Annotated in this window: 32 protein-coding genes and 1 tRNA gene; 26 read left to right on the forward strand and 7 right to left on the reverse strand. The window is 57.4% G+C overall.

Annotation, left to right across the window (positions count from 1 at the left end; all coding sequences use genetic code 11):
- Nucleotides 1-58: 58 nt before the first annotated feature.
- Together ACIOZM_RS08345 and ACIOZM_RS08350 are read right to left on the reverse strand one after the other, a co-directional pair.
- Nucleotides 59-673, reverse strand: a complete 615-nt coding sequence (locus ACIOZM_RS08345) for a hypothetical protein (protein ID WP_401211822.1) — start codon at nt 671-673, stop codon at nt 59-61.
- 53 nt (nt 674-726) lie between these two features.
- Nucleotides 727-966: a hypothetical protein gene (locus ACIOZM_RS08350; protein WP_346628569.1), complete on the reverse strand. Its 240-nt coding sequence runs from the start codon at nt 964-966 to the stop codon at nt 727-729.
- A gap of 114 nt (nt 967-1,080) precedes the next feature.
- Here ACIOZM_RS08350 and ACIOZM_RS08355 point away from each other — a divergent pair, with 114 nt between their 5' ends.
- Nucleotides 1,081-1,815: a helix-turn-helix transcriptional regulator gene (locus tag ACIOZM_RS08355; protein ID WP_401211826.1), complete on the forward strand. Its 735-nt coding sequence runs from the start codon at nt 1,081-1,083 to the stop codon at nt 1,813-1,815.
- A gap of 212 nt (nt 1,816-2,027) precedes the next feature.
- Here the strand turns inward: ACIOZM_RS08355 and ACIOZM_RS08360 are convergent, their stop codons facing one another.
- Complete coding sequence (locus ACIOZM_RS08360; RefSeq protein WP_401211829.1) at nt 2,028-2,780, reverse strand: SPOR domain-containing protein; 753 nt, start codon at nt 2,778-2,780, stop codon at nt 2,028-2,030.
- 533 nt (nt 2,781-3,313) lie between these two features.
- Here ACIOZM_RS08360 and ACIOZM_RS08365 point away from each other — a divergent pair.
- The 14 genes from ACIOZM_RS08365 to ACIOZM_RS08430 all read left to right on the forward strand — a co-directional run bounded on the left by ACIOZM_RS08365 (nt 3,314) and on the right by ACIOZM_RS08430 (nt 10,484).
- Nucleotides 3,314-3,688, forward strand: a complete 375-nt coding sequence (locus tag ACIOZM_RS08365; protein ID WP_401211832.1) for a helix-turn-helix domain-containing protein — start codon at nt 3,314-3,316, stop codon at nt 3,686-3,688.
- Complete coding sequence (locus ACIOZM_RS08370; RefSeq protein ID WP_401211835.1) at nt 3,685-4,122, forward strand: hypothetical protein; 438 nt, start codon at nt 3,685-3,687, stop codon at nt 4,120-4,122. Before ACIOZM_RS08365 ends, ACIOZM_RS08370 begins: the two co-directional genes overlap by 4 nt.
- Before the next feature lie 62 nt (nt 4,123-4,184).
- Complete coding sequence (locus ACIOZM_RS08375) at nt 4,185-4,457, forward strand: hypothetical protein (protein ID WP_401211838.1); 273 nt, start codon at nt 4,185-4,187, stop codon at nt 4,455-4,457.
- Nucleotides 4,458-4,961: 504 nt separating this feature from the next.
- Nucleotides 4,962-5,174: a hypothetical protein gene (locus ACIOZM_RS08380; protein WP_401211841.1), complete on the forward strand. Its 213-nt coding sequence runs from the start codon at nt 4,962-4,964 to the stop codon at nt 5,172-5,174.
- Nucleotides 5,175-5,195: 21 nt separating this feature from the next.
- Complete coding sequence (locus tag ACIOZM_RS08385; protein WP_401211844.1) at nt 5,196-5,474, forward strand: hypothetical protein; 279 nt, start codon at nt 5,196-5,198, stop codon at nt 5,472-5,474.
- Nucleotides 5,471-5,755 carry a hypothetical protein gene (locus tag ACIOZM_RS08390; RefSeq protein ID WP_401211847.1) on the forward strand — a complete coding sequence of 95 codons (285 nt, stop codon included), beginning with the start codon at nt 5,471-5,473 and terminating at the stop codon, nt 5,753-5,755. The genes ACIOZM_RS08385 and ACIOZM_RS08390 overlap by 4 nt, the downstream gene beginning before the upstream one ends.
- Before the next feature lie 19 nt (nt 5,756-5,774).
- A complete protein-coding gene (locus tag ACIOZM_RS08395; protein ID WP_401211850.1) occupies nt 5,775-6,011 on the forward strand; it encodes a hypothetical protein in 237 nt (78 codons plus the stop codon).
- On the forward strand, nt 6,008-6,259 hold the full coding sequence (locus ACIOZM_RS08400) for a hypothetical protein (RefSeq protein WP_401211853.1): 252 nt from the start codon (nt 6,008-6,010) through the stop codon (nt 6,257-6,259). The genes ACIOZM_RS08395 and ACIOZM_RS08400 overlap by 4 nt, the downstream gene beginning before the upstream one ends.
- Nucleotides 6,256-6,426: a hypothetical protein gene (locus ACIOZM_RS08405; protein WP_401211856.1), complete on the forward strand. Its 171-nt coding sequence runs from the start codon at nt 6,256-6,258 to the stop codon at nt 6,424-6,426. The genes ACIOZM_RS08400 and ACIOZM_RS08405 overlap by 4 nt, the downstream gene beginning before the upstream one ends.
- Nucleotides 6,427-6,713: 287 nt before the next feature.
- The gene (locus ACIOZM_RS08410; RefSeq protein ID WP_401211859.1) at nt 6,714-7,874 is read left to right on the forward strand and encodes a hypothetical protein; all 1,161 of its coding nucleotides are present in this window, start codon (nt 6,714-6,716) and stop codon (nt 7,872-7,874) included.
- Nucleotides 7,875-7,927: 53 nt separating this feature from the next.
- The gene (locus ACIOZM_RS08415; protein ID WP_401211862.1) at nt 7,928-8,917 is read left to right on the forward strand and encodes a RecT family recombinase; all 990 of its coding nucleotides are present in this window, start codon (nt 7,928-7,930) and stop codon (nt 8,915-8,917) included.
- The gene (locus tag ACIOZM_RS08420; protein ID WP_401211865.1) at nt 8,917-9,579 is read left to right on the forward strand and encodes a lambda exonuclease family protein; all 663 of its coding nucleotides are present in this window, start codon (nt 8,917-8,919) and stop codon (nt 9,577-9,579) included. The genes ACIOZM_RS08415 and ACIOZM_RS08420 overlap by 1 nt, the downstream gene beginning before the upstream one ends.
- Before the next feature lie 2 nt (nt 9,580-9,581).
- Entirely contained in the window at nt 9,582-10,103 is a 522-nt protein-coding gene (locus tag ACIOZM_RS08425; RefSeq protein WP_401211868.1) for a hypothetical protein, read from the forward strand.
- Nucleotides 10,104-10,175: 72 nt separating this feature from the next.
- Entirely contained in the window at nt 10,176-10,484 is a 309-nt protein-coding gene (locus ACIOZM_RS08430; RefSeq protein ID WP_401211871.1) for a hypothetical protein, read from the forward strand.
- On the opposite strand, the gene ACIOZM_RS08435 is transcribed toward ACIOZM_RS08430, so the two are convergent.
- The gene (locus tag ACIOZM_RS08435; RefSeq protein ID WP_401211874.1) at nt 10,481-10,873 is read right to left on the reverse strand and encodes a hypothetical protein; all 393 of its coding nucleotides are present in this window, start codon (nt 10,871-10,873) and stop codon (nt 10,481-10,483) included. The two genes, ACIOZM_RS08430 and ACIOZM_RS08435, sit on opposite strands and share 4 nt — an antisense overlap.
- 98 nt (nt 10,874-10,971) lie before the next feature.
- Between ACIOZM_RS08435 and ACIOZM_RS08440 the strand changes: the two genes are divergently transcribed.
- The 7 genes from ACIOZM_RS08440 (at nt 10,972) to ACIOZM_RS08470 (ending at nt 14,879) form a co-directional block, all read left to right on the forward strand.
- Nucleotides 10,972-11,283: a hypothetical protein gene (locus ACIOZM_RS08440; protein WP_401211877.1), complete on the forward strand. Its 312-nt coding sequence runs from the start codon at nt 10,972-10,974 to the stop codon at nt 11,281-11,283.
- 156 nt (nt 11,284-11,439) lie between these two features.
- Nucleotides 11,440-11,664, forward strand: a complete 225-nt coding sequence (locus ACIOZM_RS08445; protein ID WP_401211880.1) for a hypothetical protein — start codon at nt 11,440-11,442, stop codon at nt 11,662-11,664.
- A gap of 40 nt (nt 11,665-11,704) precedes the next feature.
- A complete protein-coding gene (locus ACIOZM_RS08450; protein WP_401211883.1) occupies nt 11,705-12,622 on the forward strand; it encodes a DNA cytosine methyltransferase in 918 nt (305 codons plus the stop codon).
- A gap of 45 nt (nt 12,623-12,667) precedes the next feature.
- Nucleotides 12,668-13,225, forward strand: coding sequence for a hypothetical protein (locus ACIOZM_RS08455; protein ID WP_401211937.1), 558 nt, complete (start codon nt 12,668-12,670; stop codon nt 13,223-13,225).
- A 14-nt stretch (nt 13,226-13,239) separates the two neighbouring features.
- The gene (locus tag ACIOZM_RS08460; RefSeq protein ID WP_401211886.1) at nt 13,240-13,770 is read left to right on the forward strand and encodes a hypothetical protein; all 531 of its coding nucleotides are present in this window, start codon (nt 13,240-13,242) and stop codon (nt 13,768-13,770) included.
- A gap of 50 nt (nt 13,771-13,820) precedes the next feature.
- On the forward strand, nt 13,821-14,135 hold the full coding sequence (locus tag ACIOZM_RS08465; protein WP_401211889.1) for a hypothetical protein: 315 nt from the start codon (nt 13,821-13,823) through the stop codon (nt 14,133-14,135).
- Between the two features lie 3 nt (nt 14,136-14,138).
- Nucleotides 14,139-14,879, forward strand: coding sequence for a hypothetical protein (locus ACIOZM_RS08470; protein ID WP_401211892.1), 741 nt, complete (start codon nt 14,139-14,141; stop codon nt 14,877-14,879).
- A gap of 31 nt (nt 14,880-14,910) precedes the next feature.
- Here ACIOZM_RS08470 and ACIOZM_RS08475 read toward each other — a convergent pair whose 3' ends face one another.
- Nucleotides 14,911-15,093 (reverse strand): hypothetical protein, encoded by a 183-nt coding sequence (locus ACIOZM_RS08475; protein ID WP_401211895.1) that lies wholly within the window; start codon nt 15,091-15,093, stop codon nt 14,911-14,913.
- Between the two features lie 20 nt (nt 15,094-15,113).
- On the opposite strand from ACIOZM_RS08475, the gene ACIOZM_RS08480 reads away from it, so the two are divergent.
- Genes ACIOZM_RS08480 through ACIOZM_RS08495 form a run of 4 tightly spaced genes read left to right on the forward strand, consistent with a single transcriptional unit; the run spans nt 15,114 to nt 17,399 of the window.
- Nucleotides 15,114-15,431 (forward strand): hypothetical protein, encoded by a 318-nt coding sequence (locus tag ACIOZM_RS08480; RefSeq protein WP_401211898.1) that lies wholly within the window; start codon nt 15,114-15,116, stop codon nt 15,429-15,431.
- A 54-nt stretch (nt 15,432-15,485) separates the two neighbouring features.
- Complete coding sequence (locus tag ACIOZM_RS08485; protein WP_401211901.1) at nt 15,486-15,887, forward strand: hypothetical protein; 402 nt, start codon at nt 15,486-15,488, stop codon at nt 15,885-15,887.
- A gap of 43 nt (nt 15,888-15,930) precedes the next feature.
- Nucleotides 15,931-16,347 (forward strand): hypothetical protein, encoded by a 417-nt coding sequence (locus ACIOZM_RS08490; protein WP_401211904.1) that lies wholly within the window; start codon nt 15,931-15,933, stop codon nt 16,345-16,347.
- A complete protein-coding gene (locus tag ACIOZM_RS08495; RefSeq protein ID WP_401211940.1) occupies nt 16,248-17,399 on the forward strand; it encodes a tyrosine-type recombinase/integrase in 1,152 nt (383 codons plus the stop codon). The genes ACIOZM_RS08490 and ACIOZM_RS08495 overlap by 100 nt, the downstream gene beginning before the upstream one ends.
- Before the next feature lie 82 nt (nt 17,400-17,481).
- On the opposite strand, the gene ACIOZM_RS08500 is transcribed toward ACIOZM_RS08495, so the two are convergent.
- A tRNA-Pro gene (locus tag ACIOZM_RS08500) sits at nt 17,482-17,558 on the reverse strand.
- A gap of 89 nt (nt 17,559-17,647) precedes the next feature.
- Nucleotides 17,648-17,898: MerR family transcriptional regulator (locus ACIOZM_RS08505; protein ID WP_401211907.1), on the reverse strand; the 251-nt coding region annotated here is incomplete at its 5' end.

Here is a 17,898-nt window from a genome sequence, read left to right on the forward strand (position 1 = left end):
CTCATCAAGTGTTAATGAATTAGCCGGGGCGCAATCCCGGCTTTTTTGTGCCTGCGATTCAGGCGATCTTCAAATTCGGTCGGTGTTTCGCGAGCAGTGCTTCCGCCTTCCGGCCCAGCTCCCCTGCCCGCGCTTCCACCTGACGGCATTGCTCGGCGAACGCTGGAAGATGCGGCAGGTCCTCTTCGCACATCACTTGGTCGTCAAAGACTTCGCTGCCGGTATCAATCACGTCGCCCAGCGCGCGGATCAGTGCGCCGAAGCTTTTATTGGCGCATTGGTCGCTCTGCATTTGGCGGGCACCGGTCAAGCCATGACGGCCGGCCAATTCGTTGATGCATTTGTCGCGGAACTCAGGCTCCAGAGCATTCACCCAAGACTCTTCCAGCCATGACGGCATTTCCTGATCACCACAAAGCCAGCGCTGAACACGCTTGAGCCAGCGGCCGGTTGCCCTGACGAACGCGGCCACGTCGTTCTGTGTAGTCAGTGCCGCGAAGTCCGGGACCTCTTTGGCGGCGGCCTTTTCCGGGCACGACAGGTGCAGCTCGCGGCTCAGCGCCTGGGCGAAATCGTCTTGGCTCAGGCTCGTGCGTGCGATCTGGTTTGCAGCATGGGCGACCAGCACCTGATCACGGGTTTGTACGGTGTGTCTGGAACTGGACGTTTGCATGGGGACTGCTCTCTTTTAATCTGGCTTCAACGGGTCAGCGACGATGCTGGCTGTCAGGCTGCTACTTGGGGTTTTGATTCGGTGAGAAGCTCGTACAGATCAGGCCGCAGGCCAGACATGGTCAGATCTCCACCGGTTGCGGCTTGAAGCTTTTTCGAAAGCTCCAAAGAAGGCTTCCGATGACCGCCGGCAATTTGGTAGAGGTAGCCGACGCTGGTGCCTGCCGCTGCCGCAACTCGATCGCGCTCAGGTGCGGTCGCCTTCTTGAGCCACTCTTGCATTTGGGTGGTCATGGGTATTCTCCGTTTGTCTCGCACAGAGTTTAGCCTCTAGCTAAATTATTTAGCAAGTCAGAGTTTAGCTCGGAGAATATTTATCATTTAGCTAAGAGCTGCAATCATTAGCGCATGGATATTTACGCGATCAGAAAGCGCAACCTGGAAGCCCTTGCAGGCGACAGAAAGCGAAAAGAATGTGCAGAGAAGTGGGGGACATCGTCGTCGGTGCTCAGCCAGATCCTGTCGAAAAACCCTGTCAGAAACCTGGGGGACGAACTCGCGCGCAGGATTGAGGCGGCGGAGGATTTGCCGAAGGGGTATTTGGATAACGTTCGTGACGATGGGATACAGGCTGAACCTGTTCCGCGACAGTCTCACTCAGAATTACGCGATATTCACCTTTGGGACGACACCACGCCCGTGGATGACGATGAGATTTGCGTTCCGTTTCTGCGAGAGGTTGAACTGGCAGCGGGCTCAGGTCGGTTTACTGTTGAGGAAAGCCCAAACTCATTTCTGCGCTTTGGCAAGCGCAGTCTTCGCCAAAATGGTGTTCAGTTTTCGAATGCCAAGTGCGTGACAGTTCGGGGGAACAGCATGCTCCCCGTTCTACGCGACGGGGCAACGGTCGGCGTAAACACCGGCGTGACCAGCGTCAGCGAGATTACTGATGGCGATCTCTATGCGATCAACCACAATGGCCAATTGCGGGTGAAGCAGCTTTACCGCATACCGACCGGAATTCGTTTGCGCAGCTTCAATCGCGACGAACATCCGGATGAGGACTACACCTTCCAGGATATCCAGGAAGAGCAGATCGTCATCATTGGTCACGTTTTTTGGTGGGGTATGTACGCCAGGTAGGTCGGATTTGTCATTAATTGACATTGTTCGCCCAGCGTACCAAGGCGAACAATTTCGATGAATTGACTATCACCAATAGCATGTTTACGACTGATCGATTTTTAGCTTAATTGGCATAAATTGTCGGATAGCCCCTACCTCTCTCTGCCCACACTCAAATCTATCAGTAGACATCTTGAACCCGTTGAGAGAGTGACGCATTTCGATCACTGCTACTGCTCAACCCTAACCACGAAGCCCTTCAGAAGCTGCTTTGTCCGAAGCTCTTCAACTTGACCTTCGGCTTTTGCACGATCCGCGAAAGGACCAACATAGACTCGCGTTTTCCCTTCCTTAGTTGTCACGTAGGAGGTAAAGCCGCCTACTGTTATTTTCTCCTGCAGGCTTGCGGCTTGTGACGCATCACTCATCGAAGCAACCTGCACAGCCCACTTTGCGCCCCCTGGCACGGCAGTTGGTGCGGTCTTCATGGTGTTTGGCTTGGTAGTTTTCTTTGACTCCGCAGCTGCCGTTTTCGTGATCGGCAAATCTGCGCTTATCTGCTCTATCTTTTTCGGCGCCGGCTTGGGCTCGCACTTCCCTAGCCAATAAATATCTTGGAAGTATGAAGCTCCATTGCTATTGATCTTGGCATTCACCCCCTCTTCGAGGGTGACATAGCTAACCTCGAAACTACCCTGCTTTGAGTAGTTGAAATTCGCCACGAATCGACGAAAGCCGGTAAATCCGCCGAAAGAATTCCTAGAATTGACCTCTCCACACAGAAAGCCGTAGTGCGTATCACCGATAGCTTGGTTCTCCGCCATGAAAACCCCTTGAAACTTCGCGGAGTCGGGGTCTTTCAGGGCGGAGGCGACCATATCCTTACCCTTCTCTACTGCCATTTCTTTAGTGACGTCGCATCCGGCCAATGCTGCGACAGCTGTACCGATAGTGAAAACCCTGAACCACATAGAAAAGTCCATTTAAGCCGCTCGCAAAGCCCGTAATTGGTGATGCTGAAGGATACCAGCCTGCACCCAGCCCAGCCCGCTCAGAGCGGGCTTTTTTGCGCCCGCAACATCCCCACCACATGCATCCAAGAGCCAACCAGCTAAACAAAATATGCACATGCTAACTTTTTTAGCGGAAAGCTATTGACGCGGCGTTTAGCTTGGAGCTAAATTTAATCCATCGCAGCGACACACAGCCACTGCGAAGGGCCTCAAGAGACCCGCCGCTCTTTAGCGACACCGCTTCACCTTGCCGGATCACCACCGGCCCAGATTCAAAGGCAGCGATGAACCGGCCTCAACGGTTCAGAGGGTTGGCAACTGACCCGGGCGTGCAGCGTAAAACGTCGAAAGCAGTTATCCAGCGGGAGAACAAGCCGAAAGGCCCGCGGCTGGAAGAATAATTTGAACGAGCCGGTGACCGACGCCAGAAGCGGGTCACGGCGCCACAGATTTACTGATGCCGCTTCCATGAGGCGGCATTGGAAATCAACGGAGTACTCAGCGTGAGCCACGAAGAGAGAGAGCAAGACCAGTTAATGCAACTTATCGGGATCATGGCTGGCGGGATTGGCTATGGCGAGCTAGGCGCAATGCTGGCTGCTCGCAAACTGTACCGCGAAGCCGCGCAATCAAAGAAAAGCGAAGTGATGGCGCGCAATCAAAGTTCCTTCGTGCCGGAGCCGGCGCCACTCAGTCCTGAAAAGCTTTCGATGTCGATAGATGAAGCGGCGAGAGCTATAGGCATAACAAGACGGGGTGTTCTGGCGTGCATCAGCTCGGGATCACTGAAGAGCTTCAAGATCGGAAACAACCAATTGATCTTGGCTGAAGAGCTGAGGTCTTGGCTTCACATTCAAGCTAACGGAGATACGCAATGAAATCCTCGGATATCAAAGAGCCTCGCCACAAAGAATTTTTCGAGCAAGCGAAGAAAGAGATGGAGGCGATCACCGGCTCTGCCGCGACTTCCATTATCGCTGACAGCGTGGCGGTCAACAGGCAGCTCGTGGAGTTCCTTGTAGAGTCCCGTCACGCAGTTGAGCAAGAGGCAGTCCTTGTAATTGATGCGATGTGCCTCGCGTTTGATGGCAAGTCCGAAAAGCTCAAAACGCTCAAATCAGTTACCGAGCAAGTCTCTGCTGAGTCGGCATTCATGAAGAGTGCTCTCAGTTCCATCGAAACGAAAACATCTGAAATTGTGCGCCTAACCTCGGCGATTGACGGACTGTCGGCCAGCATGGAGCGGTTCAAGTCGCTGGTCGAGGATGGCACGCTGGACCGTGCTGCTCGCGCAGCTCAAGTCCTGTCCTGATCGGTCTTTTCACTGATGCACCTGGTGACGGGTGCATTGGGAAAACAACCGGAGAAAGCAGCATGCAAATCAACCAGCAAAAGACGGTGCAGGTCGACGTGACCGAGTTGCGCACCTGCATGAAGGCTCGTGATCAGGTGTGCGTAACGCTTCACGATGCGCAGGGCGATGAAGTTGCCGCCTATACCGGCTATGTCCCGGATTTCTTCCCTGGCGAGCACTACGGCGACTACCTGATGTTGAACATCGATCTGGAGACAGGGCAGATCAAAAACTGGAAGAAGCCGGTCGCCGCCGACATCGAAAAGATGATCGAAGCAAGCGACGACGACTGAACAACCAGCGCCACGACAGCCTGTCGTTAACTGCCCGATCCTCTCTATGAGAGCGCATCGGGGTGTGATTTGGAGTTTGCCTCGGCGGATCAGGGGCGCCCTGCGTGCGGGGTGGTGTCGACTAGGTAGCGCTGCCGAAATCGACGTAATTCTTTTGGGTTCGAATCCCTACCAAATCACACCCCGATGCGGACGAAACTGCGGCCTATAACCGCCCACCTGCATCAACGCAGCAGAGCCGATCTGTTAGTCAGCTGCTCCAACAGCTGACAGGTAACTCCACAACCTGCCTTGCCGGGTATCGGCAGCAAGGAAAGGCATCCTCGTCTCACCGGGGACTACAGCTACCTGCTTGCAGTAAGCCATGAGCAAGCCGACTTGCCGCCGTAAGCGGCTCCCAACCGTACCCCGACCAATCCCGAATGCACTCCCTCCGCGCCCAACGGCAACCAGCGGAGCGGATGAGTGCATCCGAGTTTTGTTGGATCAACCGAGGACAAGCATATGCGCGGCGTAATGACGCTCAAGGCAACAGTCAACGAACACGGCCGAATCAACGGCAGAGAGGACGACCGCGATGGCGTCTTCCACTGCTGGGGCTCCGAGGCCGAAGACGGCGAAAACAATTGGGGGAATTTCACGGTCGCCATTGTGGAGTTCGCGGACGGCAAGATCGGCACGTTCCGGCCCGACTACATCCGCTTCATCAATCGCTAACCCCAAACACTGGAGGTCGTCATGCACAACTGCACCGACACACAAGCAGTTTGCCGGGGTTGCGGGCTGAAGCTGCGCGGCTCGCCATCGTGGAAAGGCGACCTCGCCTATCACCCCGATCCGAAAGGCGAAGTCCACCGCTGTCATTACGGTGGCTGGGTCTGCTCGCGCCGCTGCGACATCCGCGCCTGCGTCGAGCTGGAAGGAACCATGCCCGGTTGTGGATCGGTGAACGGGTATTCGCGCCTCTCGCCGTACGCCAAAGAGAGCATTGAACGCCATTGGCCGGAGGTAGCATGAGCAACTGGAAAGACATTTCCACGGCGCCCATGAATGGCACAGAGATTCTTCTGGCGTCCATCGGGCAGACATTCGACGGCGTTCCGGTGCCTCCTCGCGTGACCCTTGGGCATTACACCGTAGGGGATGAGCTGAAGCGGGACGCGGGCGACTGTGGCGGCGCCTGTCGCTGTCCGGAGTACGAAGAAATAGAACCCTTCTGGATGTCGTGGGATGGCGGATTCACTGATGAGAATCCACCTACCCACTGGCAGCCACTCCCTGCCCCGCCAGCCGAATAACGCCACTCTGGAGGCGACCATGGCAACCAGCTATGCAGACAGTGCGCAGGCCCGTGAATGGGACAAACGCTATGACGATTGGGGGCGACCGAAAGCTCCGCAGCCTGAAGAGTTTCACGACTACGAAGCTGCCGCACTGAAGCGCACGCAAATGCAGGAACTTGCCGCAGCTCAAGAGCTGATCGACCGCGAGGCAAGAGCCAAACGCATCGCCGGGGCGGTGGAAGCCTACGGCGAATTTTGGGGGTTGAAATGAACACTCAACAGACGCAAGTGGCCGTCGAGGATTCTAACGGCCGACATCACGACGTAGCAGTCGGGATGCTCGAGGGTTACATCGAGAGAATGTCCGACCCCGAATGCAGCGCTCTCGCAGTCCGCGCCTCGGCGAACACTGCTCTTTTGATCTTCCGTACGCTCAGCATCATCAGCGCGTCAGAGGATCTCACCTACACCGAGCGCCTGAACCGCAAGTACGCGATCAGGCAAGGAAGGTCGGAATGACAACACCTCCGGTTACATCGCTGATTGATGAACAGTTGGCCGACATCGAGCGCAGCCTTGCTGTGGTTGGTGCGGGCATCCCACGGGATCTGCCTGTCGCTGCGCTGCCTCCGCAGTTGGTGGCAGCAATCAAGTCTGGACGCATCGCAGTGAGGTCAAGGCAATGAAGCTCACCTACTGGGCTCTGGCCACCCTGCTCGTCGCAGTCATGGCTGCGTACACCACAACCCGCGAATCGTCCGGCGTATGCCAAGTGCCGCACCCGACCACATATCGGGTGCTTCGGTGACCTCGCGGCAATGGGCCCGCCGCCTTCTGATCTGGCGCGGTGCCTTCCCTGTTCTCGCCCTCTTCGCTTTCTTGATGCTGCTCAGCGCTCTCGCCGACCGCGTCGCCCCAATCACCCAATAAACAAAGCATTCAAACGCTGCGCTTGGCGCGGCAAGGAACCGTCATGTCCGCAAAAGCCCAACAAGCACCTTCGCAGGAATCCATCGAAATGAACGTGGCCGAAAACGCAAAGAACTCTGTCGCTCCCACAGTTGCCGTCACCGACATCGCTGAGTATCGCCCGCACGAAGAACAGATCGTTCGCTTGGAAACGACTTACGCGAAGCTGGTCGTTGACTGCTCGACCAGTGAAGGTTTGGCAAATGCGAAGGAAGTGCGGGTCGACATCCGCGACGTGCGTTACGCCTTGGCGAACACCACGAAGACTGCACTCGTTCCTTACCAGCAGAAAGTCAAAGATGCCCAGGCTCGGGTCAACCAGGTAAAGGAGTTCGGCGAGGCGCTGAAGGATCGAGTGCTGGCGATTGAAGCGCCTGTCGACGAAGCCATCAAGGCCGAAGAAAAGCGCGTAGCTGATGCGAAGGCCGAGCGCGAGCGTGTCGAGGCCGAACGTGTCGAAGGCATCCGGGCAAAAATTACCCGGTTCAGCTCGGTCGCTGCTGCCTACGCAAGCCGCAGCGCTGCCGATGTTGCGAACGTCCTGCAGAACGTCAAAGAGTCGGTAATCCTGCCCGAGGAATATGCCGAGTTCGAAGCTGAAGGCACCATCGCCCGCGATAACGCTATTGAGCAGTTGGAAACGCTGCACAGGTCTGCCGCTGAACGCGAAGAAGCTGCCGCCAAGCTGCTGGCCCAGCAAAAAGAGCTCGACGAGTTGCGTGAGAAGCAGCGCCTCGCCGACGTTGAAGCTGAGGAATTGCGCAAGCAGCGCGCCGAAGAAGACCGCCTGCGCCTGAAGAAGCAGCAGGACGATCTGGACCAGCAGCGTCGCGACATGGAAGCACAGCAACGCCAGCAGCGTGAGCAACAGGAAGAGCAACAGCGTCAGCAGCGCGAACGCGATGCCCAGTATCAGCGTGATCAGGAAGAACTGGCTCGCCTGCGCGCCCAGGCTGCCGCACCAGCTTCAGTCATCTCAGCGGCTGCCCCGATGGCTGCTGAAATGGTCGAAGTTGCACCAATCAGTGCTCAAGTGATCGCCGTTGAGTCGGACGACGTGACTACGACCGCCCCAGCGGTTGACGACATTGTCGAGGTTGTAGCGCTTGGCTTTGATGTGACCCTCGACACTGCTCGCGCCTGGCTCCGCGCCATCCGCTTCTAACCTTCCTTTCCACCTAAGGCCGACCAACTCCTCTGTCGGCCACGGAGAGCGCTATGACCGACTCAGATACCCAGGCACCAACCGGCCTCGCCACCTACCACGATCCATCGCACAACGCGGCAGCGCTTATCCTCGACCCTAGCACCATGAAGTCGATGACTGATCTCGCCCTGATGATGTCGAAGGGTGCGACAACAGTCCCCAAGCATCTGAAAGGCAATCAAGCTGACTGCATGGCGGTGGTTCTGCAATCGATGCAGTGGCAAATGAACCCGTTCGCCGTTGCCCAAAAGACATTCATCGTCAACGGCGGCGCATTGAGCTATGAGGCGCAGCTCGTCAACGCGGTGATCATCGCCAAGGCGCCCGTCAAAGGGCGCTTGAACTTCGAGTGGTTCGGCGCTTGGGAAAACGTCATCGGGAAGATGCGCGAAGTCACCAGCCGGACCAAGAAAGACGAGGACACTGGCGAGTTCAAAAAATACCGTGTTCCCGGCTGGAGCTTTGACGACGAAAAAGGCCTTGGGATCAAGGTCTGGGCAACATTCAAAGGCGAAGACGAACCACGCACCTTGGAGCTGCTGCTCACTCAGGTCCGCACTCGTAACTCGACGCTCTGGGCGGAAGATCCCAAACAGCAAATCGCCTATCTGGTCACTAAAAAATGGGCCCGCCTGTTCTGCCCCGACGTCATCCTCGGCGTCTATACACCCGATGAGTTCGAGGACTCGTACGGTGGCGAAATCGATATCACTCCTGCGAAGCAAGCTTCAAACACCGCTGCCGCTGCTGGCGTGTCTTTCGGCCCGAAATCCCCATCGCCGGAAATCGACGGGGTATTCGCGGATCTTCTGGTTGTCGCCAAGCAGCAAGACATCGAAGCCTATGCGGCAGCCTGGGCAGGTTTGAAGCCAAAGCAGCGCGCAGCAATCGGCTTGGAATGTCACGAAGCCCTCAAGAGCATGGCGGCAACCGTTGATGCGGACTTCACCGACATGTCTGCAAACAACGACGGCCTGTCTCAGGCCGAGGAAGCGGCGTAGTGAGAGTAGAACTTCAAGGCACCGAAAAATGGCACGCAGACCGATCTGGTCGAGTGACGGCCAGCCGTTTCAAGGACGTGGTGGCGTGGGGAAAGCCTGATAAAAACGGGAAGCGAGAGCCGATGGGGGCTCGCACCTCATACATGCGCGAACTGTGCTTCGAGCGACTGGCGAAAAAGTCCAAGCATAACGTCAGCAGCGCATCCATGAAGTGGGGGCACGCCGAGGAACAAAAAGCCCAAGACGCCTACGAGATGCTGACCGGCAACATCGTAATGCCGTCGGAGTTCATCGTTCACCCGAAATACGATTGGCTCGGCTGCTCGCCAGACGGACTGATCAACGATGACGGCGGCACCGAGTCGAAGTGCCCTTTCAACGAAGCGATTCACGTCAGGACCTGGCTTGAAGGTATGCCGGAGGAACACATGCCGCAGGTTCAGGGCTGCATGTTCGTCACGGGCCGGAAATGGTGGGATTTTCTGTCGTTCGATTCCCGCCAGGATGAAGAGTGCCAGCTCTACGTCGAGACCATTTACCGCGATGAGGAATACATCGCCAACCTCCACAAAGAGCTGGTCCAGTTCAATCTGGAACTGAACCGCATGGTTGACGAGGTCGCAGACAAAGCGCGGGCGCAAGCCCATAGATTAGGAGCCTGATTATGATCAGCAACCACCTCAACGAAGTCGAAAGACGGCGCCATGATGCGACCGATCTGTCGGCGCAGATTGCCCAGTTTCTGGCTTCAGGCGGAAAAATCGTCGAGCCGGCGCCAGCGCCGATCAAACACAAAACCACTTCCGAACGTCGTCAGCCTCCGATCTTCCAGCGCCCCGCATTGAAGGTCGAAACGAGCGAGCAAGTAGCCCGTATCCGGGATATGGCCAAGACGCTTTCCCGAGTGGAGATTTGCGAAAAGGAAGGCCTGTCGCTCGGCACGCTGCGAGGGATCGCCTCCCGGTACGCCATAAAGTTTGAGGTTCGGCACAAGGTTGGCACGTCTCACAACCGCGTCTCTGCCGAACTGGAAGAGCTGTTGGTCACGCAGATCAAGGAATGCATCGCCAAAGGTGCCAGCCGGCAGCAGTGCTGCGACTCGGTCGGCATCAGCTCCAGCCTTCTTTACCGCCTGATCGATGACTACGCGATCGACTACCCAAAGCAGAAAAACGCATTCCGATGAAACGAAGACCCCAACAACGCAAACGACAGACCTGGCTGCACTTGCCGGCCAGCGGAATTGAAGAGGTAGGCCATGGCCAAGAGCAACGCGCAATTGCAGAAGGACAAGCGCGCCAAGGAGAAGGCGCTGCTCGAGCGGATCGGCGCCGAGAAGCGTTCGCTGATTGTCTCGAAGGCATTGGATGATGCCCTTCATGTTCTCGGCGAGCGCCATGGCTTCGAGGAATGGCAGGAGACGGTGTCGACGTTCATCATCAATCTGGCCGCAGCGCCTGCCGCGGAGTCGGAAAGATTTGCAAGCATGTCGCGACCGGAAATAGTAGTTAAGGAAAGGTGGTCGCGGCAGCTTGAAGAGTTTGCCGCAACGGGCGTTGAGCGTTAGCTGAAATTCTGAACATCCAAACCTGCGAACAAATGCCGGTTATCTGGCACAACTTCTACCGGTATCGATTGATACCCTACCGCAATAGACAAATACAGCCGGTGAAATCCATCTTGCAGCTTGTATGGGTGTGGTCCGCAAGGTTCATCATTTTTAATAACTCGTATGGGCGGAAGCGGGATCCTTCCCCGGAAGCCATCAAGCACGTCCCTCCCCCTGACATTGTCAAACCGTGGAAGCCGACAACGGGTAACCGGACCAATATCAGACATGGCAATTACCAACACACTTCCTTTTAACCTATCAAACTCATAGTGAGGATAATCAGGGACGAAATCGGCCGCACCATTTTCTCTGACGAATGCACTTGCCTCATCCAGTTCGTCCATCTGCTTCTCCCACCGACCCAGTGTCGGGCCGAACACAAATACCCCACTTCTACGAATCACGCCAGCCGGCGAGGCAGGCGTATGCCTGGAGAACTGCCATGAGCATTCCCGCAAATGCGCTGAGCGACGAAGAGTGCCTGCACTACGCGGCGCTCGAACCTGCCGCCGCAGCCGAGCTGACCCGGCGCCTTACAGCGCAATGCATTGACCCGAGCGCCGAGCTTGAGGGGCTTCGAGAAGACATCCGCATGCTCGAAAGCCAGTCTGACGACAGCGAGGACGAGTTGAATCAACTGCGAGATGGAGCGCACGAGGCCTGCACCTACATCAAGCGCGCAATGAATCACGACGAAGATGAAGAGCTTTCAGTCTGCAAGCTACTTCAAAAAGCCCTCGACTGCTTGGAGTGATCCGATGACTACTTTTGCTGTGTTTGGAATGAGTGAAAGCTGGGCTCGCGAAGAGGCCAAGGAGACGACCAGTACCACAAAATGGAGAGTGCGAAGCGTGTCGAGCGAACTATCGCGGAGTGGGAGGAAGCGGTTGAGGCTGAGGTCGCAAGAATCATGGCCAGCAAAAAGAGCGTGCGCCTCTCCCCGATGTTCGATGCCCCCCAGTACGCCCAGCAGTTCATGGAGATGGCTCGGGCGAGCATCGTTTGTCGTGACCTGAAGATCAGGACCAAGGCGGTGCTGGTCGACGCGAAGAACAAGCCGATCATCAACCCCAAAACCGGCGCGCCGAAGGTTGGCTTCGCTGACTGGCATCCCTCTCCGGCTCGAGCGGCCTGACCCTCACTCAGAAATCGGCAATCGCCGGCGAGTAATTAAAATGACTTCAGCAATTGATTTGTTCGCCGGTCTCGGCGGATGGAGCACCGGTGCGCGTGATGCGGGCGTCGAGGTTCTTTGGGCAGCCAACCACTGGCCGGAAGCGGTGAAGTGGCACGGCGCCAACCACCCGCGCACCCAACATGTTTGCCAAGACCTTCACCAAGCGGAATGGCAAAAGGTTCCGGGGCATGACCTGCTTCTGGCGTCTCCCTGCTGCCAAGGGCATTCAAAAGCGCGCGGCAAGTCATCGGGAAATCCGCAGCATGACGCGAGCCGATCTACTGCGTGGGCCGTCGTATCGGCTCTGGAATTTCACAAGCCTGAAGGCGGCCTTCTCGAAAACGTTGTCGAGTTCTTGCAATGGGCGCTGTACCCGGCTTGGCTGGCAGCTGTTCAAGCGCTTGGATATCAGGTTTCGCCTCATATCGTCGACTGCGCAGACCTTGGCGTACCTCAAAACCGTGTGCGGTTGTTCTTGGTGCTGACCAAGAGCAAAGCGCCATTGATTCTCGATCTTCAGCAGAGGATGCACGTTCCTGCCTCTACCTTCCTCGACTTCAATGCCGGTAGGTGGACGCCCATCGATAAGCCGGGCCGAGCAACCGCAACGCTCGAGCGCGTTAAGGCTGGACGGGCAGCGTACGGAGATCAGTTCATCTTCAGCTACTACGGCAATACGAAGAGCGGGCGCTCGCTGTCCAGGCCTATCGGCACCATCACAACGCGAGATCGCTGGGCAATCGTCAACGGCGACAAGATGCGAATGCTTACCGCCGACGAAAACCTGCTGGCTATGTCCTTTCCTGCCGACACGAAACGGCCAGATAACCATCGCCTAACAGTGCATATGGCCGGGAACGCGGTTCCACCTCTGGCTGGGCAGCGCGTTATCGAAGCCTACCTCGCCGCAGCATAACCCACCCTCCACCGCCCGGGCATGCCCCGGCATAGGACGCCAATCGTGATCAACCTCTTCTGGCGAATCATCGCCAAGGTACTCGCACGCCCGGCAATCGCCGACTGGCTCATCGCCCGCGCCAAGCTCACCCCGTACCAGCACATCATGTCCGCCGACGGCACCGAGATGTACATGGGCCGCTGGTGGCTGTTCAACCCCTACTCCCGAACCACGCACAAGCCGGCGCTCTGGTGGTGCCCGTGGTCGTTCCGCATTCACCACATCATGCGTCCGGACGAAGATCGGGATCTGCATGACCATCCCTGGAACGCCCGGACGATCATCCTGCGCGGCTGTTACACGGAGCAGCGCCTGCTCAATCACGATGACCCGGCACTGTGCGGACTGAATGTCCCGGCCAGCGCCCAAGCCACCGAATACATCGACCGCCAACCAGGTGACACCGCGCAACTGCTGCACGGCGAATACCACCGCATCCACCAGGTATCCCCCGGCGGCGTCATCACCCTCTTCATCACCAGCAAGTGGCGCGGTGACTGGGGATTCCTCGTAAACGGCGTGAAGGTGCCTTGGCGCACCTACACCGGTACCGACAATTGAAAGGGGCATTCGAAGTGAGCGAACTCAAAGTGATCTACCTCGGCCCAGCCTGCCAAGAGCAGGGTCAATCAAGCGGCCGTGAATGGTGTCAGGACGATGTGTGGGATACGTGCGAATGCGGGCATGAATCAGTGCGGTATGTGCTGGGCGCCGAGCTCGACCGCGTCACCGCCGAGCGTGACGGCCTGCAGCTGAGCCTGAGCACAGCAGACCAGACCATCGACGACCTTCAGACTGCAATCGGTCGCCGCAACCAGCGGATTGAGGAGCTGGAGCGGGACAAGGCACGGCTGGATGCACTGGAATCGAATTGCTGGGATGTCCGCTTCGACAGCAGCCCCAACGGCGATGCCGGCGACAGCAGCATCAACATCGAGATCGTCGGCCATTGGATGGATCAGCCGGTCGAGCGCGTCATCGGTGAGAACTACAGCGAGAACCTCCGCGCAGCCATTGATCAGGCGATGACGGCACCAGCTTATCCTCCTGCACGCCCCGAATATCCAGAGATCGACGAAGCGCTCGAAGCCGCCGTGATCCAGTAACTACCCCCCCCCCTTTCAAAGTCAGCCGCTATAGCGGCAAGGACGAAGTCATGCCTGAAGAAAACCAAGCTCAAGAGTTCAAACTCAACGGCAGCCAGCCGGCGCGCCCTCCGCTTCTCTGCTACCAGGTTGGCGAGTGTGACTGGGTAGCCGCCACCAGCGAAGAAGAAGCACGTCGTGTGCTGGCAGAAATGAACGGCGATGACCCTTCCGAATATGCGGACTGGGATGTCGAGCTGACCAGCGAGGACTTCCTCGATAAGCAGTGGGTCGACGAGGAACCACCTCACCCAGAATGCGGTTGTCTCCGTCAGTGGCTGGCAGAGGCGACCGAACCGTCCTACCTGGTTGGCACAGAGGGCTGAACTATGACTGCAATCAAGGAACGGCCGATTCTGTTCTCGGCGCCGATGGTGCGCGCCATTCTGGATGGCCGGAAGACCGTCACGCGGCGGCCGGTGAAAGGTTGGCAAATCCCGACCGAGGACGCTTCAGTTGCTGCCGGTGAGCGCCATCGCTGGATGGCAATTGCCCAGCGCGACCCTCGCTACGGTTTCGGCGTGTTCGGAGCGACCGAAGCGGAGTGCGCCAAAGAGCTGGAAGAGTTCGCGCCTTGCCCATACGGTCGTCGCGGCGAACGACTGTGGGTGCGCGAGACGACAGAAGCGGATGAGGACCGCAGCGACACCGTGGTTCTTTCGCGATATGCCGCCGACCGTGCGCCGGTTCTGTACGCAGGCAGCGAAGACCTTGAATACAACGGCTCAGTGGCCCACTGGGATTACCCGAGACGATCCCGGCCGAGCATCCACATGCAGCGCTGGGCTTGCCGCATCCTGCTGGAGATTACCGACGTCCGCGTCGAGCGGTTGCAGGACATCAGCGAAGAGCAGGCAGTCGATGAGGGGCTCTCGTGGGAAGGCGAGGTAAACGGCAAGACGTTTTACACCCACGCCCCGAAGACTTACCCGCCAGGCTCTCATCAACAATTCGGTGTGTCTGGCACTGACGCAATTTCTGCTTTTCGTAATCTCTGGAAATCAACCGGCGGCGACTGGGACGCCAACCCGTGGGTTTGGGTCGTCGAATTCAAGAGGGTTTCGCCATGATCTTCGCCCCGCTCTACATGGCCTACCTGATCTACAGGGGGCCGTGGCGATGAACCGCACAGCTTTGATAGCCCGGCGATTGAAAAGGTTCTGGCTCGGCGCGACGTACTGCACCATCGAAAACAAAAGCACTCATCAGTACGAGGCGGCTGGCCAGATCGTGGATATGCGCACGTTCAAATGCAGCAAGTGCGGGCATCAGGCGTTCTGGCATCGGCTGACCGGTCTCACGTCATGAACCGCATGGTCAGCGTCCGCACCGAGGAACTGGCCGGCCCGGCGCTGGACTGGGCAATCAACGCAATCGAGAGTGATCAGCAGCCCGGTACCGGACAGCTGCAACTCTTCGCCCTACCCGACGCCGAGCAACTGATCACGAAGTACGGCGTCTGGTGCGACGTTGGCCACCGGCACCCTTGGCTGGCCGACATGACGAACGATCCGTTCAACCGCCAGCCCGGCGAGACTCGAACCATCGCAGTGTTCCGCGCCGTGGTCTTCGCCAAGCGCGGCGCCACGGTCACAGTCCCGGCCGAACTTCTCCAGCAGTAACCCACCCCCCAACTCAACAGCCTGCCGGTGTACGGCGGGCGGAGCTATGCACGCATGGCCAAGCAAGCCGTGAAAGATGTTCTGGACGAAATGACCAAGGAGGATCTGGTGGCCTGGATCAGAAGCCATCACTTCTCTCGACCCAAACGAAGCGATGTTCTGTATCTGCGCTGGGAGCGGCAGTCGGCTGAGGTGCTTGAGGAAATGCAGAAGGAAAACCGCGCGCTCGATGGGGTGGATTTCAAGGAGCGCGACCGACTGGCCATCCGATTCAATGAGTCGAGTGACCCCGCTGAGAAAATGCGACTTCTCGACCTTATGAGCCCTTACAACAAGGCAATGTCAGATCACATCAAGCGATCCCAGGCTATTGATAGAAAGAGCAAAAGGGTCGACGCACTCTATGAACAGATCACCATAGAGCGCCAGAGAGAAAACGGGCGCCGGTCGGCGTAGCCCATCACCACCTTCTGCCGCCACGCGCGGCATGGATACCGCTATGTCCAATCGAAGCGCGGCCCAAGTCGCGCCAATCCCGCCACGTTTCATCCGAGCCATGGATGCACCTGGCTATCTCGGCATGTGCCGGGACGAATTCAAAAAAACTGTACGCCCCTATGTTCGGGAGTTTCCCATAGGGAAACAGGGGGTTGGCTTCGACAGGATCGAACTCGATCAATGGGCCGACGCCTACATCGAAGCCATGGCAATTGAAAAGGCCGCGAATCAGGACAACAATCGCCCTCGCAGCGAGCGCCAGGGCAAGAAGGAAGGAGCAACGCCGTGGCCCAAAAAGCAATCACCGGCCTCCAGCAAATGCCGAACGGCATCTGGAAGATCGACAAAAAGTACAGAGGAGAGCGAATTCAAGAGAGTACTGGCACTTGTAACCGCGCCGAAGCAGAGCAGTACCTAATCCACAAGCTGGAGCAGTTGCGCCAGCAGAAGGTGTACGGAGTTAGGCGAGTCAGGACGTGGCGGGAGGTGGCGACTCGCTTCCTGCTGGAAGTGAAAGATCAGGCATCTATCCACATTTCCGCCACTTATATGGAGCAGCTCGACCCGTTTATTGGGGATATGCCGCTGACGCACATCGATGACGACGCCCTTGCTCCATACGTCCAGTCGAAGCTGAACCCGGCGGCTGGGAAACCGGTCACGAACCGGACGGTGAACATTGCGCTTCAGCGAGTCATTCGAGTTTTGAATCTCTGCGCACGGAAGTGGCGAGATGAAGAGCGCCGGCCGCTCCTTGATGTGGTTCCGATGATCTCACTGCTGGACGAGAAGACGAACAGCCGCAAGCCCTACCCGCTTTCATGGGAAGAGCAGTCGATTCTGTTCGCCGAGCTCCCGGCGCACCTTCAAACCATGGCGATGTTCAAGGTAAACACAGGTTGCCGGGAGCAGGAGGTTTGTAAGCTTCAGTGGAATTGGGAAATTGCGGTACCGGAGTTGGGAACGAGCGTGTTCCTGATCCCAGCGGGATTTGGGGGAAGGAGTGCCAGGTCTGGCGTGAAGAACCGAGACGAGCGTCTGGTCGTGATGAATGACGTTGCCAAGTCAGTGATCGAGAAGCAGCGCGGCAAACATCCGCTCTACGTGTTCCCGTTTGGCAAGCCTGATGGCGAGGGGAATGAAACGACAGTTCACCGGATGAATGACTCGGCCTGGAAGAAGGCGAGGATCAGAGCGGCGAAGAAGTGGCAGGAGAAATTCTTGCGGCCGGCACATGACGGCTTTGCCCGAATCCGAATTCACGATTTGAAGCACACCTTTGGGAGAAGGCTGCGTGCTGCGGGCGTGACTGAGGAGGATCGGAAAGCGCTGCTCGGCCACAAGAACGGAAGCATCACCAGCCACTACTCGGCAGCGGAATTGGATCAGCTTATTGCGGCGGCAAACAAGGTATCAGCAACCGACTCACGCGCACCAGCGCTGACGATTCTGAAAAGGAGAGAGGCATGAATGAAAAGGCCAAGGTCACTCGAAAAGTCACTATGGCAAAAACTACAAAGCCGCTCGAAAGCGGCTAAGTCATTGAATTATATGGTCGGGACGGAGTGATTCGAACACTCGACCCCTAGCACCCCATGCTAGTGCGCTACCGGACTGCGCTACGCCCCGACTGGTCTTGCAACCCGTTCCTCATCTCGAAGAACGCTCAAGAATATATCGCAAGCTTTTGAAAACTGGAAGTATTCAAAAGCAGCTTTTTATTTCTTGAGAACCACCAGCACATCTTCGAGCTCGGCGATCATCTGGCGGATCATTTGCTTGTATTGGGTGGTGTCGTCTTTGGCTTCATCGCCGGACAGGCGCAGGCGTGCGCCGCCGATGGTGAATCCTTGATCGTAAAGGAGCGCGCGGATCTGCCGGATCATCAGCACATCCTGGCGCTGATAATACCGGCGGTTTCCGCGGCGTTTGACGGGGTTGAGCTGAGGAAACTCCTGCTCCCAGTAGC

The organism is Pseudomonas sp. NPDC087346, from assembly GCF_044744235.1.
GTDB lineage: Bacteria > Pseudomonadota > Gammaproteobacteria > Pseudomonadales > Pseudomonadaceae > Aquipseudomonas.

Coding starts and splice junctions, on each gene's coding strand:
- ACIOZM_RS08485 (WP_401211901.1), top strand. CDS start 15,486: ATGGCCAAGCAAGCCGTGAAAGATGTTCTGGACGAAATGACCAAGGAG.
- ACIOZM_RS08410 (WP_401211859.1), top strand. CDS start 6,714: ATGTCCGCAAAAGCCCAACAAGCACCTTCGCAGGAATCCATCGAAATG.
- ACIOZM_RS08475 (WP_401211895.1), bottom strand. CDS start 15,093: ATGCCAGAACGCCTGATGCCCGCACTTGCTGCATTTGAACGTGCGCAT.
- ACIOZM_RS08405 (WP_401211856.1), top strand. CDS start 6,256: ATGACAACACCTCCGGTTACATCGCTGATTGATGAACAGTTGGCCGAC.
- ACIOZM_RS08480 (WP_401211898.1), top strand. CDS start 15,114: ATGAACCGCATGGTCAGCGTCCGCACCGAGGAACTGGCCGGCCCGGCG.
- ACIOZM_RS08450 (WP_401211883.1), top strand. CDS start 11,705: ATGACTTCAGCAATTGATTTGTTCGCCGGTCTCGGCGGATGGAGCACC.
- ACIOZM_RS08425 (WP_401211868.1), top strand. CDS start 9,582: ATGATCAGCAACCACCTCAACGAAGTCGAAAGACGGCGCCATGATGCG.
- ACIOZM_RS08400 (WP_401211853.1), top strand. CDS start 6,008: ATGAACACTCAACAGACGCAAGTGGCCGTCGAGGATTCTAACGGCCGA.
- ACIOZM_RS08440 (WP_401211877.1), top strand. CDS start 10,972: ATGAGCATTCCCGCAAATGCGCTGAGCGACGAAGAGTGCCTGCACTAC.
- ACIOZM_RS08395 (WP_401211850.1), top strand. CDS start 5,775: ATGGCAACCAGCTATGCAGACAGTGCGCAGGCCCGTGAATGGGACAAA.
- ACIOZM_RS08370 (WP_401211835.1), top strand. CDS start 3,685: ATGAAATCCTCGGATATCAAAGAGCCTCGCCACAAAGAATTTTTCGAG.
- ACIOZM_RS08345 (WP_401211822.1), bottom strand. CDS start 673: ATGCAAACGTCCAGTTCCAGACACACCGTACAAACCCGTGATCAGGTG.
- ACIOZM_RS08380 (WP_401211841.1), top strand. CDS start 4,962: ATGCGCGGCGTAATGACGCTCAAGGCAACAGTCAACGAACACGGCCGA.
- ACIOZM_RS08385 (WP_401211844.1), top strand. CDS start 5,196: ATGCACAACTGCACCGACACACAAGCAGTTTGCCGGGGTTGCGGGCTG.
- ACIOZM_RS08390 (WP_401211847.1), top strand. CDS start 5,471: ATGAGCAACTGGAAAGACATTTCCACGGCGCCCATGAATGGCACAGAG.
- ACIOZM_RS08445 (WP_401211880.1), top strand. CDS start 11,440: ATGGCCAGCAAAAAGAGCGTGCGCCTCTCCCCGATGTTCGATGCCCCC.
- ACIOZM_RS08465 (WP_401211889.1), top strand. CDS start 13,821: ATGCCTGAAGAAAACCAAGCTCAAGAGTTCAAACTCAACGGCAGCCAG.
- ACIOZM_RS08375 (WP_401211838.1), top strand. CDS start 4,185: ATGCAAATCAACCAGCAAAAGACGGTGCAGGTCGACGTGACCGAGTTG.
- ACIOZM_RS08495 (WP_401211940.1), top strand. CDS start 16,248: ATGCCGAACGGCATCTGGAAGATCGACAAAAAGTACAGAGGAGAGCGA.
- ACIOZM_RS08350 (WP_346628569.1), bottom strand. CDS start 966: ATGACCACCCAAATGCAAGAGTGGCTCAAGAAGGCGACCGCACCTGAG.
- ACIOZM_RS08470 (WP_401211892.1), top strand. CDS start 14,139: ATGACTGCAATCAAGGAACGGCCGATTCTGTTCTCGGCGCCGATGGTG.
- ACIOZM_RS08435 (WP_401211874.1), bottom strand. CDS start 10,873: ATGGACGAACTGGATGAGGCAAGTGCATTCGTCAGAGAAAATGGTGCG.
- ACIOZM_RS08490 (WP_401211904.1), top strand. CDS start 15,931: ATGTCCAATCGAAGCGCGGCCCAAGTCGCGCCAATCCCGCCACGTTTC.
- ACIOZM_RS08430 (WP_401211871.1), top strand. CDS start 10,176: ATGGCCAAGAGCAACGCGCAATTGCAGAAGGACAAGCGCGCCAAGGAG.
- ACIOZM_RS08360 (WP_401211829.1), bottom strand. CDS start 2,780: ATGGACTTTTCTATGTGGTTCAGGGTTTTCACTATCGGTACAGCTGTC.
- ACIOZM_RS08415 (WP_401211862.1), top strand. CDS start 7,928: ATGACCGACTCAGATACCCAGGCACCAACCGGCCTCGCCACCTACCAC.
- ACIOZM_RS08355 (WP_401211826.1), top strand. CDS start 1,081: ATGGATATTTACGCGATCAGAAAGCGCAACCTGGAAGCCCTTGCAGGC.